This window comes from Clostridium sp. CTA-19, assembly GCF_054767855.1.
This window is the reverse complement of the sequence record NZ_BAAABH010000009.1, coordinates 17876-34874: the sequence shown is the minus strand read 5'-3', so window position 1 is coordinate 34874 and position 16999 is coordinate 17876. Positions and strand designations below refer to the sequence as shown.

At 28.1% G+C, this 16999-nt stretch carries 11 protein-coding genes and 1 riboswitch; all 11 genes read right to left on the bottom strand.

All coding sequences use genetic code 11. The annotated features are described in order from the left end of the window. Positions 1-17: 17 nt before the first annotated feature. Complete coding sequence (locus ACYUE0_RS06810) at positions 18-698, bottom strand: methionine ABC transporter permease (protein WP_460269971.1); 681 nt, start codon at positions 696-698, stop codon at positions 18-20. Further along, positions 658-1725, bottom strand: coding sequence for a methionine ABC transporter ATP-binding protein (locus tag ACYUE0_RS06805; protein WP_061994477.1), 1068 nt, complete (start codon positions 1723-1725; stop codon positions 658-660). Before ACYUE0_RS06805 ends, ACYUE0_RS06810 begins: the two co-directional genes overlap by 41 nt. A gap of 87 nt (positions 1726-1812) precedes the next feature. Next, positions 1813-1920, bottom strand: a riboswitch (SAM riboswitch). Between the two features lie 858 nt (positions 1921-2778). Further along, positions 2779-4104: a putrescine-ornithine antiporter gene (gene potE / locus ACYUE0_RS06800; protein ID WP_061994478.1), complete on the bottom strand. Its 1326-nt coding sequence runs from the start codon at positions 4102-4104 to the stop codon at positions 2779-2781. Positions 4105-4199: 95 nt separating this feature from the next. Next, complete coding sequence (locus tag ACYUE0_RS06795; RefSeq protein ID WP_460269967.1) at positions 4200-6455, bottom strand: ornithine decarboxylase; 2256 nt, start codon at positions 6453-6455, stop codon at positions 4200-4202. 192 nt (positions 6456-6647) lie between these two features. Next, positions 6648-7793: a PucR family transcriptional regulator gene (locus tag ACYUE0_RS06790; protein WP_460269965.1), complete on the bottom strand. Its 1146-nt coding sequence runs from the start codon at positions 7791-7793 to the stop codon at positions 6648-6650. Between the two features lie 826 nt (positions 7794-8619). Next, positions 8620-9279: a class II aldolase/adducin family protein gene (locus ACYUE0_RS06785; protein WP_460269964.1), complete on the bottom strand. Its 660-nt coding sequence runs from the start codon at positions 9277-9279 to the stop codon at positions 8620-8622. 43 nt (positions 9280-9322) lie between these two features. Continuing rightward, positions 9323-10375: an S-methyl-5-thioribose-1-phosphate isomerase gene (gene mtnA, locus ACYUE0_RS06780; RefSeq protein WP_460269963.1), complete on the bottom strand. Its 1053-nt coding sequence runs from the start codon at positions 10373-10375 to the stop codon at positions 9323-9325. A gap of 102 nt (positions 10376-10477) precedes the next feature. Next, entirely contained in the window at positions 10478-11686 is a 1209-nt protein-coding gene (mtnK, locus tag ACYUE0_RS06775) for an S-methyl-5-thioribose kinase (protein ID WP_460269962.1), read from the bottom strand. 539 nt (positions 11687-12225) lie between these two features. Next, positions 12226-13548, bottom strand: coding sequence for an FAD-dependent oxidoreductase (locus tag ACYUE0_RS06770; protein ID WP_460269960.1), 1323 nt, complete (start codon positions 13546-13548; stop codon positions 12226-12228). 165 nt (positions 13549-13713) lie between these two features. Continuing rightward, positions 13714-14370, bottom strand: a complete 657-nt coding sequence (locus ACYUE0_RS06765) for an ABC transporter ATP-binding protein (protein WP_460269959.1) — start codon at positions 14368-14370, stop codon at positions 13714-13716. Between the two features lie 15 nt (positions 14371-14385). Then, positions 14386-16989, bottom strand: a complete 2604-nt coding sequence (locus ACYUE0_RS06760) for an ABC transporter permease (protein WP_460269958.1) — start codon at positions 16987-16989, stop codon at positions 14386-14388. Positions 16990-16999: the final 10 nt, after the last annotated feature.

Below are 16999 nucleotides of genomic sequence, written 5' to 3'. Positions count from 1 at the left end.
AAGTCCTCCTTTTATATTTAATGATTTAATTTTCTAAGCAATAGGTCTCCAAAACATTGAACAATATTTACTAAAACAAGTAGTATTATTACTGTAACTATCATCACATCTGTCTGAAAATATTGATAGCCATACCTTATTGCAAAATCTCCAAGACCACCACCACCAACAGTTCCAGCCATTGCTGATAAACCTATTAAGCTTACTGTTGTAATTGTAATTGCATGTATTATTCCACCTAGCCCCTCTGGTAACATAACTCTATATATTATTTCTAATGGACTTGATCCCATAGCTTGAGCTGCTTCTATAACTCCACTATCAATACCTAATAATACTGATTCAATTTGTCTTGCTACAAAAGGTGTTGACCCAAATACTAACGGAAGTACAGCTCCCTTTGTTCCTATCGTTGTTCCAACTATAAACTTTGTAATAGGCATTATTGCCGCTAATAAAATGATAAATGGTATTGACCTAAAAATATTTATTATTTTTCCTATTAAATTATTTATAAGTTTACTTTGTAAAACACCTCCTTTTCTAGTTACTACAAGAGTTACTCCTATTGGGAAGCCTATTAAAGTTGATATTATTCCAGATATAGAAACCATATATAATGTATCTAATAATGCATCTATCATCTCTGGATATAAATTAACTACATTGGGTAGTATATTCGTTATTACATTTTCCATCGCTTATTACCTCCAGCTCTACATTGTTTTCTTTAAGATATTTTTTTACATTCAAAATATTTTCTATTTGCCCGCTCAACTTTACAACTAAATATCCAATTGGTGTGTTTTGTACTATTTCTATATTTCCAAATAGTATACTTGCATCTATTTTAAATTTTCTTGATATATTAGAGATGAATGCTTGCCCTGTATTTTGTCCGATAAATACCATCTTAGCTAATAATTCATCTTTTCTTATGTCTTTTATAACATATTCTTTTTTCAACAATTCATAGACTTTATTTTCTTGGAATATTGTAGCTATGAAATCTTTTGTTACTTTTGCTTTAGGTTTAGTAAATATTTTAATTAAATCACTATGCTCTACTATATTTCCATTTTCCATAACTGCAACATTATCACAAATCTCCTTTACTACATGCATTTCATGGGTAATTATAACTATAGTTAATCCAAGTTTTTTATTAATATCTTTAAGTAAATTAAGTATAGATTGAGTAGTTTGTGGGTCAAGTGCTGATGTAGCTTCATCACATAATAAGACCTTCGGACTATTAGCTAGTGCTCTTGCTATTGCAACTCTTTGTTTTTGTCCCCCACTTAATTGAGCTGGGTAACTGTTAGCTTTTTCACTCAAACCAACTAAGTTTAAAAGTTCAGATACCCTTTTCTTAATTTGCTCTTTATTTAGCCCACTTCCCTTTAATGGATAAGCTATATTTTTAGATACAGTTTTTGATTTCATTAAGTTGAAATGTTGAAAAATCATACCTATATTTTTTCTAGCTTCTCTTAATTCTTTTGATGATAGTGCTGTAAGTTCTTGATTATCTACAAAAACTTTACCTTCAGTTGGTAGTTCCAGTAAATTCATACAACGTACAAGTGTACTCTTTCCTGCACCACTAAATCCAATTATTCCACAAATTTCTCCCTCTACGATTTCAAGGCTTACACCTTTTAACGCCTCTACTAAGTTATTATCTGATAAATAAGTTTTTCGTATATTTCTAAGCGAAATCATCATTCATACCCCCTTAATAAAATTAAAACAAAAAAATCTTCTTCTCAAAATGAGAAGAAGATTTCATCGTTTATATTAATATACTTCCTCTCATCTTTCAGGATTTATTTCATCCTGTTGGAATTAGCACCACACCCAAATCGGTAGGTTGCTGAGACTTCATCGGGCCATTCCCTCAGTCTCTCTTGATAAGATTTTTTTATTTAATTTTTCAATTTTTTGTATAAAACAAATTGTATACTCTATTTTTAATATTGTCAATTGTTTTTTTATTTTTAAATAATTTATTACTACACTATGTAATAATAAAAAATTTAATAAGCTATTCATTGAAAATTGATTTAGAGTTTCTTTAAAATTTTCACAGACTATCGTTTTAAATTTTTTCATTATTGCTTTTTAACACTATGATTTTGGAATTTTTAGGCTTAACTTTACGCCTATGCTTGTTTCCCTATATAGGGTTCCAAGTTCACTCTTAAAATTATCCATTCCAAAACTTGGATACCCAAAATAGTGAGACATGCTCCGAATTACTTAAAATTCAACACTACATTTTACATAAAAATATTTTAAAGTTATTGAATAAATTCAAATGTGAGCTTGTTTCCCTATATAGGGTTCCAAGTTGACTTTTAAAATTATCCATTCCAAAACTTGGATACCCAAAATAGTGAGACATGCTCTGAATCGCTTAGAATTCAACACTACATTTTGTATAAAAATACTTTAAAGTTATTGAATAAATTTAAATTCGAGCTTGTTTCCCTATATATTACATAAACTTAAAGATAAAAAAACCCTACCTTATGATAGAGTTTTTTTATTTATTACCTAATATATTAAATATATTTATGGAAATTATTATTATCATCAATGAGCTTATAAAACATATAATAAGCTTATATATTTACTATGTATCAGAACAGTCTATTTACTAGTTAAGCATTTAGAATTGAGAATGTAAAATTACACTATTAATTTCCTGTGAAGGTTTCAAAAATAATTTATATTAATATAATTCCTTTGAAATTAATATAATAATTTTCAATTTTACATTTTGAATTCTAAATCCTTCTTCACGTCAAATCTATATGAAACAAAACCATATAATACCCAGCCTGCAAATGTTACTATTGATCCATAGAACATTGGCTCAACTCCTGAAGAATATAATGCATATAAACTATATACTGAAGCAATTATAGAAATAACTGTTGTAACCTTACGTTTTTTATCTGGCACATTTTCTGTTTTTAAAATCACATTAACTGCACCCATAGATAATAGATAAGGAATAACATTTGTAACTACTGCTAGGTTAACAAGTACATCAAATTGTTTTGATAGAGTTGGACTAATTGTCATTAATGCAAGTAAAGATTGCATTACAGTAATTATAATCATACCAATTATTGGAGTTTCAGTCTTTGTTACTTTTCCAAATATCTTAGGAAAATATCCTTGAATAGCAGATGTTCTAAATACACCAGCTATAGTAAATTGCCATCCTAGTAATGAACCAAAGCATGATACTACCATCATACCCATTACAATTTTCCCAATTGTTGGAGTAAACATTGTTGCAAAAGCTAATCCAAATGGAGCATTTGTATTTAATAAGTCTGCATTTGGTACGATACCAGCGATAACATTTGTAGACACAATGTATATAATTGCTGCACCTATTGTTCCACCTAAACAAGCTATTGGAACATTTTTTTTAGGGTTATCAACTGCATCCATATTAGCTGAAGCTGATTCTAATCCTAAAAATGCCCATAATGTTATTGAAATAGATTTACCTATACCATCAAAGAATGAGAAATGGTTAGGATTCCAAGCAGCTGCATAATCTGCTCCACTAAACCAGAACCAACCAACTGTAGAAATTACTAATACAGGGATTATTACTCCCCAAACTGTAAATGAACCAAGTTTACCAGTTATACTTGCACCACCAAAGTTTAATACAGTGGCTAACCATAATGTAAATATAGTCCATAATCCTACATGTACTGGAGAAAGTTCAATTCCAAATAATACAGATGCATACCCAACTGCCGAAATTGCTATTGCTATATTTGCTATTACTAAAGATATTCCATATGAATAGTTTGCCATAAAGCTTCCTGATTTACCATGTGAATACTCAGCATATCCACCCATTCCACCTGAGTTTCTACTAAACATTCCACATTGAGCAAAAGCATAAGCTAATGCCATAGATCCAATTCCTGTTACTAACCATGATAGTATAGACATTGTACCTACTTCCGCTAGTTTAGTTGGAAGCATTATTATACCAGATCCCATCATGTTTATTGCAGTTATCATTGTTAACTGAACCACACTCATCTTATTTTTTTCTTTTTTCATAATTCTTCCCCTAATCCTTTTTTATTATTTTGATATGTATATTTAAATTCAAGTAAAAATTAGCCTATAGCCTATCTATAGGCTAATTTAAATAGTTAAATAAATTTATTATCTAATACATATCCAAATGCTTTAACATTTCCATCATTTTGCTCTTCAAGATATACTCCTTGAATTTCTGGAGCAAATCCTGGGAATTGATTTATTCCGTCTTGTAAAATTGTAAAGTATATTTGAGCAGTTTCACTCCAAACTTCACCTGGAACTACACAGAATACTCCTGGTGGATATGGAAGTGCTCCTTCTAAGGCTATTTCGCCTACTATATCTTCTAATGGAACTAATTTAGCATTATTTCTTATTAAAGCCCATTTAGCATCTTGCGCAGTCATTACTCTACCATTAACTTCATTCTTAGAAGGATGTAATGCTGTAGCTGCTACTTCGTCATATGCTACATTTTTATTCTTATCACATACGATTCCTTTGCTTGGTAAATATTCAGCTCTAAACAATCTTTTTTGATATGTTTTAGCATCATTATTTTTATAGAAATCATGCATTTCTTGACATAATTGTCTTATTGTATATCCCTTATAACGATCTATATTTTTATTATATAAGCTTGGTAAAACTTCACTTAATGGAGCATTTTCATTAACTAATTTTTCAAATTTCACAAATTGAGCTACTAAGTTTTCCATTTTAGTTGAAGTTTCTGCTGGAGTTAATAAGAATAATATAGAATTTAAATCATTCTTTTCTGGAATTATTCCTACTTCTCTTAAGTAGTTTGCAAGTATGGTTGCAGGTATTCCGAAATCTTCATATTCTCCAGTCTCTGCATTAATTCCTGGTGTTGTTAACATGAATTTATTTGGATCAACAAAATATTGATTCTCTCCGTATCCTTCAAATGAGTGCCATTTTTCTCCTGGTACAAATCTAAAGAAATCAATATTATTTGCTATTTCTTCTACATCATGTTCTTCCCATTTCTTTCCGTTTACTACTGGTGGTATAAATGGTTTTATCATTGAACAATTTTTTAGAACTGATTTTCTAGCTTCAACACCTAATCTTATGCAATCAGCCCATAAACGTCTTCCTGCTTCTCCTTCTTGCATTCTAGCATTTACATCTAGAGTTGAGTATAAAGGATAGAATGGGCTTGTTGATGCATAAAGCATAAATGAGTTGTTGAATCTCTTATGATCAACATAACGATGTTGTCCTTTTATATGACTATCTTTTTTATGAATTTGTGATGCTTGTGAAAAACCAGCTTGTTGTTTATGGATTGATTGTGTTACAAATATTCCTGGATCATTTTCATCTAATTCAAGTAATAATGGTGAACAATCTCTCATCATTGGAATAAATTGCTCATATCCTACCCAAGCAGAGTCAAATAAAATATAATCACATAAATGTCCTATTTTATCAACTACTTGTCTTGCATTATAAATACTTCCATCATATGTTCCAAGCTGAATTACAGCTAATCTAAATGGTCTCTTTTCATTTGCTTTATGTGGAGCCACTTTATCCACTTCAGCTCTTATGTATTTCTCATCAAAACAATGAGCATCAATTCCACCAATAAATCCATATGGGTTACGTCCTGTTTCTAAATATACAGGTGTTGCACCATTTTGAACTAAAGCTGAATTGTATATTGATTTATGGTTATTTCTATCAAATAGCACTAAATCTCCTGGTGAAACTAAAGATCCTACAACAACATTATTTGATGCGCTAGTACCATTCATTACAAAATATGTTTTATCCGCATTGTAAATTCTAGCTGCGTTTTGCTCAGCATCAACTGCTGGACCTTCGTGAATTAATAAATCTCCTAAAGCAACGTCTGCATTACATATATCTGCTCTAAAAACATTTTCTCCATAAAATTCATAAAGATATCTACCTGCTGGATGTTTACGGAAATATTGTCCTCCTTGATGTCCTGGACAGTCAAATTGAACGTTTCCTCTATCAACATATTCACTTAAAGCTTTAAAGAAAGGAGGTAATATCTTTTCTTCATATTGCGCTGCTGCACTTTCAATAACTCTAGTATAAAGTTGAGCATCAAAAGCATTTCCATCAATTACACGATATACTTTTTCAGCAAGCTCACTTGATAGCTTGTCTTTGTTTTTTAATACAACAAAGATTGGTGTTCCAAATTTAGTATCATAAGCTGTATTTATTAATTCAATATCTGAATCTGTTAATACTACTGCTGCAACATCTGTAAAATCTGTTTGTTCTGCTAAAACTAATTCTCTTGCAGTCTCAAAATAGTTTCTTGCTTCTTCTGTGTAAGCAATTTTTAATTTTTTCATACTTATTCCTCCGTAAATCTTATTAGTCATACTTGATAATTTCTATGTACCTTTATATTTAAATAATGTTTTTTTCAGTGTTTAAGACACCTAATTTATAAATTCTATTTTTGCTACAGTCATATAATACACCATTATTAATTGCATTAGTTTTGTAATATTTTAAAATAGAAACATAATCCATTGTAAAATTTACAATGGATTATTAAGTAAAGTATATATTCTAACCCCTACAGCTAATTCTTCATAAAAGTGTTCATCCTTGCAATGAGCACTAATTATTTTATTTATTTTGTCAATTCTATATCTTACAGTATTGCCATGTTGAAATAATTCTTCAGCTGTTGTCTTTATATCTCCGTTATTTTCAATATATTTTATAGCAGTTTTTAATAGTTCAGTATCATTACTTTTATCATATTTAATTAGTGGATCTATTACTTCATTATAATATTTTTGCACCCATGGGTTGTCCAAAATAGGTATGAAGATTCTATTTAATCCTATTTTTCTAAAAAATGAAACTCCTTTTTTATATGTTTTTGAATGCTTAAATGCATACAAACTTTCTTGTATAGACTTATCTAAGTCTGTAAGTTTGCTATGTAAATTACTTACCCCTATGATATATTCTTTATGCGAAAAACCCAGCCATTCTAACCTTCTTAATATGATATTCTCAATATCATCAACGTCTACATCATTAAAGGTATTAATGACTAAATAACCACCCTTATAATTAATTACTCTACTATATGGATCTTGCATTTCTTTATGAGAAAATTCACTAAGACCACTTATTTTACTATTTTTTTTCTTACAATATGCAACAACATTTATTTCTCTGAAATTAACATTTATATTATAAGCAAGTTTTTTTATAGTAACCTCGTTTAAGTTATCATATAATATTTTATCTATTTGCAGTGCTAAATTTTGATATTCTTCTTTTATTGTTATAGCTTTATTTACCTCAACTATTATATCTTCAGTAAATGTATCGCTAAATAACATTAGGACAAAATTATTTTTATTTGCAAGTTCTATTACATCTTCTGGAATATAATCAAAATATATATTCTTAATGGCTAAGCAAGTAATACCTATATTAATCATTCTCTCTACACTTTCATATAGTTCACTTATATTATCTTTTATTGCTACTAATGTACTTAATGCAAAATCTTCTGCTCTAAAATTTTTCTTTATTAATTCCCCTCTTTCATAATCCCAAACAGCTACATTTTTTATTTCTTTAGATAAACCATTTTTCCCCGCTACTACTTCAAATCCATCTAGTATCTTAAGTTCTAGGGCTTCTTTAACTGTTATAGCCATAAAACTTTCCCCCCTTTGTTAAATTTTATTTATTATATTGATATAGATATACAAATTCAAAGCTTAACTTATACATGGAAAAATTCTTATCGGTTGATAAACCAACACTTTTTTTAATCGATAATATACTGATTAATAAAATTGAAATTGAATTTCATTAAAAGAATAATAAAAATAATTGCTAAAATTAAAAGAGTGTACAGCAAAAACAAAAATACAAATTTAAATTAACATATCATTTCTTAGTTATTTAATTTTTACACTAAGTAACAATATGTTATTATTAAACTTTTCCAATTAATAAAGGTATAAGTTAAACTTAGACTTTGGAACACTATAGGTTTTCAAGTTGACTTTTAAAATTATCCATTCCAAAACTTGGATACCTAAAATAGTGAGACATGCTTCGAATCACTTAGAATTTAACATTACATTTTATATAAAAATATTTTAAAGTTATTAAGTAAATTTAAATTGAAGCTTGTCTCCCTATATAACTGATTAATATATTTTAGTGAATAATAGATTTTTTACCAAATGTATGCTTCATAGTTATAAATTATAAATAAGAAAATTTCTAAAATCAAATAAATGATTTACTTAAATTAAAATAAAACTATTCTTTATTTTATCTTTTTTTGAACTATTTAAACTTCTTTTAATATTTTCGTTATTTAGCCGTAAAAATGTATTCAAAATTTTCTTTAATAACTATATTATGAAAAATTATTACATATTATAGTTGTTATAGTTAAAATATAGAAATATAAAAAAATCCCTAACAACTTTATTAGGGATTTTTATATTTTATAGTAAAGTAGATACTTTAATAATTTATTTCATCTGGATATTTCCAAAGTTTCAATTCTTCTTCAGGTATTAATTCTGGTTCCTCGCCCTTATTTATTTGAAGTGCATTATAGTATATTTCTGCAACTTCCTCCACATATGCTGCTTTTAAATACGCATCCTCAATATCTTTAGATGAAACTGTAAGTACGCCGTGATTTGCCATTAAGCATGCATTATCATTCTTAATTACACCTATAATACTTTTAGCAAGTTCAATTGTACCTGGCCTTTTATATGGGGCTATTTTTATTCTCCCGTCTCCCCCTATAACATTAACAATTTCATATACTATAGGTGGAATTTCTTTACTTAATACAGAAAAAGCTGTGGCAAATTTTGAATGTGTGTGAACTATAGCTTTTACATCTGGTCTACATTTATATACTTCTATATGCATTAATAATTCACTAGTTGGACGAACTTTTTCATGTACTTCTATTAAATTTAAATCCATATCTACTACACAAATATGATTTTCATTTAATTCTTCTCTGGAAACTGCTGAAGGCGTTACTAAAATATACCCTGATTTTTCATCTCTTATACTAAAATTTCCTGACTTATGTTTGCATAACCCTTGTGAATCTGCATCTTTAGCTATTTTTACCAATCTTTTTTTTAAGTCCTCTAACATAGTCATGCTCCTTCATTAATTTATTTAATGTATTTTACGACCATTACTTCTTTAATAATTTTTCTAAGTTTTCTTTAAATGGCGGATATACAATTCCTTTTTCTGTTACAATAGCTGTTATATTTTCATGTTCTGTTACATCAAATGAAGGATTATAAACTTTTACACCCTTTGGAACTGTCCATAAACCAAATCTGCAGCTAACTTCCTTTGGATCTCTTTCTTCTATAGGAATGTCTTCACCTGTAGGTGTATTTAAATCTATACTTGGTGTTGGAGCTGCAATATACATTGGAATTTTAAAATACTTAGCTAAAATAGATACCCCATATGTCCCTATTTTATTTGCAGTATCTCCATTAGCTGCTATTCTATCGCATCCCACTATAACAGCGTCTATTTTTCCTTGAGCCATAACTACTGCTGCCATATTATCTGTAATAGTTGTCACATCTATTCCTGCCATATTAAGTTCTAATGCTGTTAACGTAGAACCTTGAAGCCTTGGCCTTGTTTCATCAGAATATATTTTTAAATTCCATCCTTTTTCTTTTGCAAGATACATAGGAGCTGTTGCTGTACCATATTTTGAAGTTGCAAGTTGACCAGCATTACAGTGAGTTAATATTCCCATTCCATCTTTTAATAATGTAAGTAAGTTTTGTCCAATAGTTTTACATATTTCTATGTCCTCTTCATGTATAATCCTTGCTTCACTTTTTAATGCTTTCTTTATTTCATTAATAGGTAAACTTTTTAAAGTTTCTGCTTTTTTAAGCATTCTATTTACTGCCCATGAAAGATTTACTGCTGTTGGTCTACTTGAATTTAAATAATATCCCTGTTTTTCAATTTCCTTGTAGAATTCTTTGAAAGAAGCTTCTGTTGCTTTCTTTGCTGCAAAATACATTCCATAACCAGCAGTAACACCTATAGCCGGTGCCCCTCTAACTACCATTGTTTTTATTGAATCATAAACACCCTCTACCGAATCATACCTTATATATTCTATTGAATTTGGAAGTTTTGTTTGATCTAATAAAACTATATTATCTTTATCATCATCCCACTTAATAGCTAATAATTCTTCTTTCATATAAATTCCTCCTAATATTTTAATCACTATACTTACCAAACTAAATTTTACTTTTTTTACTTTATATAAATTGTAAAACTCTATCTGCAACTATACTTTTATTTAGAAATTTATTTCTTCTATACATTTTATAAATTCACTAAAATCATTAATTTTATTTCTACTAAGTATTAATTTTTTAGCTATTTTAATTCCTAATATTTGTGCTTTAGCTCTAAGTTTTAAATCTTCTATTTCATCTAAATCTGGAACATGTGCCATTCCTATAATTCTTCTCATAACCTCACATGAACAGAATCCAATAGTTTCATGTAATAATTTTTTTATATATGCATCTTTAGTTCCTTCAATTTCTGTCGTTATATCCTTAGATTCATTTCTCCACAAATAATCAAAATTTTCTAAAAATTCTTTCCATATTTCATTACATAATTCTAGTAAATATTTTCTATAATCTTCTATTTCCTTTTTAGGCTTGTCCACTCGCCCTTCCCAAGATACATAATTTAATATTATATTGGCAAACAACAATCCTATATCATAGCTATATGGACCATAAAATGCAAATTCAGCATCAAATATAATAGACTTATCATCATCTATAAAAATTGAACCAGTATGCAAATCCCCATGAAGTAATGCTTCTGCTTTAGTCAAAAATATTGTTTTTAACTTAGCTGTTTCTAACCTAAGTTCTTTTGAATCCCATATTTCACTTGCAACAAATTCTTTAATATTTTCATTGATTACATTATCATCTGCATTCATATACGGGTTAGTTAATACTAACCTTTCAGTTATATCACAAAGCTCAGGGTTTATAAATTTTGTCATATTCTTCTTCTTTTCTATAGGTCCCATTCCAAAATCAGATGTTAAAAATAAATTTCTAGCCATAAACTTACCTATTTGTTTTGGAAAGTTATTATATTTTTTCATGTTTATAAGTCCTTTTCTTAAAATGCTCATATCCCCTAAGTCTTCCATAACAGTTAATGCATATATATCATCATGATGATATACTTTGGGAACATATCCAGGACACACTGAATTTTGACACTTCATAGCTTCTGCTTCAATTCTGTTCCTATCCAATGTTAATTTCCATCCATCTCCTGCTATTTTTAGATAAGGCAATGCCTGTTTGACTATAATTGTCTTATTTGTATTTACATCTTTTACTCTAAAAACATAATTTAAATTTCCATCTCCAATTTCTTCACTAGCAAGTTTATGATTCTTAGGAAAAATTTCAAGTTCTTTAATATACTGTACAATTGATTCATTGTTCATTTCTTTATAAATTTTCATGAAAACCTCCCATTTATCTTAACTTTAAACATCTTATACATATATTAACTCTAACATCCATTACTTTCAATAACTTACATAAAAACAAATATAATCTTATAATTTAATTATCTACCATATATTTCATCTAGCTTCCACTATATATGTTCTAAGAATTCAACAACAATTTTAAAGCTTAAATATTTTTATGTCTGTTTTAGTTTATATTAAATATCAAGATAATAAACTTTATTTAGATTTATAATATTAAAAGACCTCTTTAAATTTGCTATAATATTATTTTTTATATAGTTTATAAAAATTGCTATCGCCAGAATCAAACTCAATTTTTTATTTTACAAAAATAAAGTTATTATTTAAATATTTAAACATAAAAAAGATCATATTGAGTTATAATTCAACATGACCCTTAACTACTATAATCTTACTGATAGTATTTTACCAAGCAGTTAAGTAATGTATATTCTTAAAAGTTTTTATTCCCATAATACGCCATATCATTTTTGTTTAATTTAAATGTATTATTGCATTGCTACTACTTATGGATTTATTCCCTGAGGATAATAAAATAAGTTACATGAATCATATTTTTCTTTTACAGCTTCTAACCAAGATACATTATTGTCAAAATAATTATATAAATAATTAGGTATATTAATATCACAATAATTAAGATATCCAAAGCCTGCATATGGAAGTAAGGACTTTCTTAAATTATTTACCCATTTAACCGTATCATTAGCATACATACTATACTCAATAATCCATTCAGCATCAATTTGTATTAATACTTTAGCCTCTCTATGAGGATAAGCACTAGGCAACCCTTCATTTTCTGCAATCTTTCCTCCCAATAGGAGGAACCCAATGTCTATAGTTGGCTGTATCGGCGGCGAATTATCTAAATAGTCAAACATTATTTGGCAAGGTTCTTTTCCTAATGGATTATATGCAAGTAATCCTGTGATTTTAAATCCTTTTGGTGTAGACATAAAATCTTTATTCCTCTGTAAATATTCCTTAAAAGTAATATGCTTTTTTGTATAGTTCATTTTATTAGAAACCTTTAATAGAACGTTTAAAGCCTTTTCCATTTCTTTTGCAGTACTTCTTAATCCTACTCCATATAACCGAATAGTATCTTTAGTCATAGAAATCTTAAGCGTATACCTATTATCTAAGTGTTCCCCTACATTTTGAAATGCTTGAATTACTTCATACCTATTTTTTTTAGGCCACTGAGCAGTCATTACTATTACTTTATCAACATGATGTACTTTAAAAGTAAGTGCCACTACTACTCCAAAATTATTACTACCTGCTCCTCTTAACGCAGCAAATAAATCTTGATTTTCATATAAATTAGCAGTTATTACCCTACCAAAAGCATCTACTATTTGTATTTCTACTAAATTATCGCATACTAACCCATATTCCCTTTGTAAATAGCCAACTCCTCCCCCTAATGTAATTCCTGTAACACCAACTGATCCACAATTTCCTCCAACAAATGCAAATCCATATTTAGCTATCTTAGAATAAAGTTGTTCTTGACTATATCCTGCCCCTATCCTTACGTAGCCTTTGTTAATATCTATTTCAAAATCAAGCAAATTAGAAACATCTATCACAACAACATCATTTCCCACAGAAAATGATTCATAGTTGTGTCCGCCACTTCTGCAACGTATATTTAGCCCTCGATTTCTGGCCCAATTTACTGCATTAACTACATCTGTTATATTATTAGGATATACAATTACTCTTGGGTAATAACTAAAATATAAATTTTTATTTCTACGAACAAGATCATAACTTTTATCTGCTTTAGTTATAACAAGTCCTGTTAATCCCTCTGTCATTTGATTTCCTCCAACCTTACTAACCATATATTATAACCTCATACACCATGTTACAATATATGGTAACGATTTGAGAACTGTTCTTATTATATTTGTTATTTATATTATCATTTAAGTCACTTATACTATAGGGTTCTAAGATAAACTTTAAACTTCGAAGGATTATTACCTAATTTCCCCATCTGAAAGAGTAATTATCCTATCTGCTCTTGAAGCTATTTCTAAATCATGAGTTACAACCACTAGTGTTTGTTTATATTTTTTAGAAGATACCTTAAGTAAATCCATTACTTCCTTTGAATTATTTATATCAAGGTTTCCTGTAGGTTCATCTGCAAATATAATTGAAGGCTTGTATATTAATGCCCTTGCTATAGCTGCTCGCTGTTGCTGTCCTCCGGATAACTGTGATGGAAGATGACCTTTTCTATCTTTTAACCCTAATAATTCTAACAATTCATTTAGATAATCTTTATCTATTTTTTGATGATCTAGTAATACAGGTAACTGTATGTTTTCCTCTAAGTTTAACACTGGAATTAAATTAAATGACTGAAACACAAATCCTATTTTTCTTCTTCTAAATACTGCGCGATTATCTTCATCTAAAATATATATATCCTCATTATCAATAATTACATTACCTTTTGTAGGCTTATCAAGTCCAGCCATAGCATGAAGAAGAGTACTTTTTCCCGAGCCGCTAGCTCCTACTATAGCTACAAATTCTCCCTGATTAATAGTTAGATTTATATTTTTTAGAGCATCTACCTTTGTTTCTCCATTTCCATATGTTCTACAAAGATTTTTTATCATTAACATTAAGCTCCCCCCAATTTAATTCTCATTATATTGCAATAAATTTTCCTTTTTGACTTTTTTTAAATGAAAATATATTGCTACTATTCCAACCAATATGAAAAACACTATACTTATTAAAGTTTCTTTATAAGGATACACATATGCTATATCATGTCCTATTCTAAACATTGCACTTATTAGTATAGAATTTATTCCACCAATAATAGTTCCATATATTATTCCTATAATTGAATATAACATTCCTTCTAAATACATTATTTTCTTTATACTCTTTCTAGAAGCACCAACCACACTCAAAAGTGATAATTCTTTACTTCTTAAAGTTACATTAGTATTTACTATATTAAATACATTTGCCATACTTATAATAGTTATAAATGCTATAACACTAAAGTAAAAGAGCTTCCCAAAATTAATATATTTATCACTTTCCTCATCAAAAATTGTATATCCATCAAATTTTTCATTATTATTATTAATGCATTTATTCCATTGCTGTGATAGTTCTTTTCCAATATCTACTCTTTTCTTATCACCTAAATTATCCTTGTAACTTACCACCATGCCTTTAACTTGTGCAGACTGTAATTTATCTAATTCCATTTTTTTATTAACATCATTCTCATTATTTTTACATAAATTCATATATTTCTTTTCGATCAAATCATTATAAAGCTTCGTAGGCATATATATTGTTGGATACATATCTTCAATACTCTCCTTATCAAAGAGAATCACCCTAACTATACCCAAAATTTTCACCTTCATAGCTGATTTTACTGTATTATCATTACTTTTAAATTTATTAGTATATATTAAATTGGATGTATCAATTAGTATTTCATCTCCTACCTTTAAGTTTGCAACATCCTTCTTCTTGTATCTCACATCACCTAGGTTTTCCCTATCTTGCTCATAACCTATTTGAGTTATATAAACACCTTTTTCTTTTTTCATTTTTTCTTTATTGTTGAATGTATTTAAAAGATATGGTGAAATCTGATCAATAGTATTTAAATCAATTGGTATTATTTCAGATTTCATATTAGTATATTTTTCACTCTTAATACTGATTAAATCACCCTTTATCATTGCTTTATTTTCTGGTATAAAAGTATAAGATTTTATGCCCTGATATATTTTATATATATCTTTTACACCATCAACTTTTTTAGCATTATCTACAAGTAATTTTATTTGTTCACTATTGTTTGTTATTATTTCTTTACTGTTTTGCTCATTATATATATTAGTGAAATAATGATTATACAAACACATATGTTTGTCCATGGGTAATGCTTTGTAAGGTAACTTTTCTATGTTACAAACTAAACTGCTAAATGTAATAAAAAGCGTTATTGAAATTACAATTGAAACCACTGTTGTCCTAAATCTTCCCTTATTAGCTCTTATATTTCTATTTGCAATAATTCCCTCAATACTGAAAAACTTACTAGTCAAATCATATTTTCGTGAACTTAATTTCTTAACCTCATAATTTCTATTAGTAAAACAATCTAGTGGTGATATTTCTTTTACCTTTCTTACTATAGAAATTATTGATAAATATAATGTAATAATAGTAATTAATACTGTTCCCACAATACTATATATAGAATAATAAGTTTTTATATCAACTTCTTTATTTAAAATCAAATTATTAAATGTTCTAAATAATAATGGCCCTACTGCCATTCCTAAAAGTATTCCTATTGGTATAGCTATTAACCCAATTATAAGAACTTCATTGAAAATAATTTTTTTAATCTGTTTATTAGTTCCACCTATGGCCTTTATCAGTCCATATTCTTTCATTCTTTCCATAGTAGATATATTAAATGAATTATATATAAAAATTAATGTTGCAATCATTACAATAATAGCTACCATCAAAAAAGTAATATAATCTATAATAGCACTTTTGCTTCTACCTTCCCCCATTGCAGTTAAAAGTGCTTCATTTTTTTCAACTTTATTAGAATTTATATTAAAATCCTTAACTAAACTTTCTATTTTATTATTTAATTTTCCTACTTCCTTTAATTTTACATATACCATTGCATTATCAATTACTATATTATTACTAACAGCATATCCATTAAATATCTTTAAAAAAGCATTATTAGTGGGTTGTGAAAAACCTACAATAGTATAAACTATGTCTCTATCATCATAGAGTTTAACAGCTATTTCATCTCCTATCTTTTTATGCTCTTTATCTTTAAAGTCTGAATTTAATATTATTTCATTAGCTTGCTTTGGTAATCTTCCTTCCTTTACTTGTACCCCTAACAAATTAAATCCATCACTATTTATTTCATTAATTACTAATGTTTTTTCCCCTAATTGTACATTCCCAAGCTTTTGACAAAATGTTGCCTTATCAACCACTGAATGTACTTTAATCTTTTGAAACTTTTCCTTTTGATTCAATTCAAAATTAACATGATAATCCCCATCTTCTCTAAGCATATTGATAATATTTTGCTGTGAAGAATAAATCATATGACCTGTCCCACTTATAAACATAATGGCTAATATTATTGCAATTATATTAAGAATACTTCTTTTTTTGTTTTGTCTAAAATACTTATTAGATATCTCTATATACCTATTCATATTATCCCCT

Excerpts from the sequence above, each read along its gene's own strand:
- ACYUE0_RS06810 (WP_460269971.1), bottom strand. The coding sequence starts at position 698 with ATGGAAAATGTAATAACGAATATACTACCCAATGTAGTTAATTTATAT.
- ACYUE0_RS06805 (WP_061994477.1), bottom strand. The coding sequence starts at position 1,725 with ATGATTTCGCTTAGAAATATACGAAAAACTTATTTATCAGATAATAAC.
- potE (WP_061994478.1), bottom strand. The coding sequence starts at position 4,104 with ATGAAAAAAGAAAAAAATAAGATGAGTGTGGTTCAGTTAACAATGATA.
- ACYUE0_RS06795 (WP_460269967.1), bottom strand. The coding sequence starts at position 6,455 with ATGAAAAAATTAAAAATTGCTTACACAGAAGAAGCAAGAAACTATTTT.
- ACYUE0_RS06790 (WP_460269965.1), bottom strand. The coding sequence starts at position 7,793 with ATGGCTATAACAGTTAAAGAAGCCCTAGAACTTAAGATACTAGATGGA.
- ACYUE0_RS06785 (WP_460269964.1), bottom strand. The coding sequence starts at position 9,279 with ATGTTAGAGGACTTAAAAAAAAGATTGGTAAAAATAGCTAAAGATGCA.
- mtnA (WP_460269963.1), bottom strand. The coding sequence starts at position 10,375 with ATGAAAGAAGAATTATTAGCTATTAAGTGGGATGATGATAAAGATAAT.
- mtnK (WP_460269962.1), bottom strand. The coding sequence starts at position 11,686 with ATGAAAATTTATAAAGAAATGAACAATGAATCAATTGTACAGTATATT.
- ACYUE0_RS06770 (WP_460269960.1), bottom strand. The coding sequence starts at position 13,548 with ATGACAGAGGGATTAACAGGACTTGTTATAACTAAAGCAGATAAAAGT.
- ACYUE0_RS06765 (WP_460269959.1), bottom strand. The coding sequence starts at position 14,370 with ATGTTAATGATAAAAAATCTTTGTAGAACATATGGAAATGGAGAAACA.
- ACYUE0_RS06760 (WP_460269958.1), bottom strand. The coding sequence starts at position 16,989 with ATGAATAGGTATATAGAGATATCTAATAAGTATTTTAGACAAAACAAA.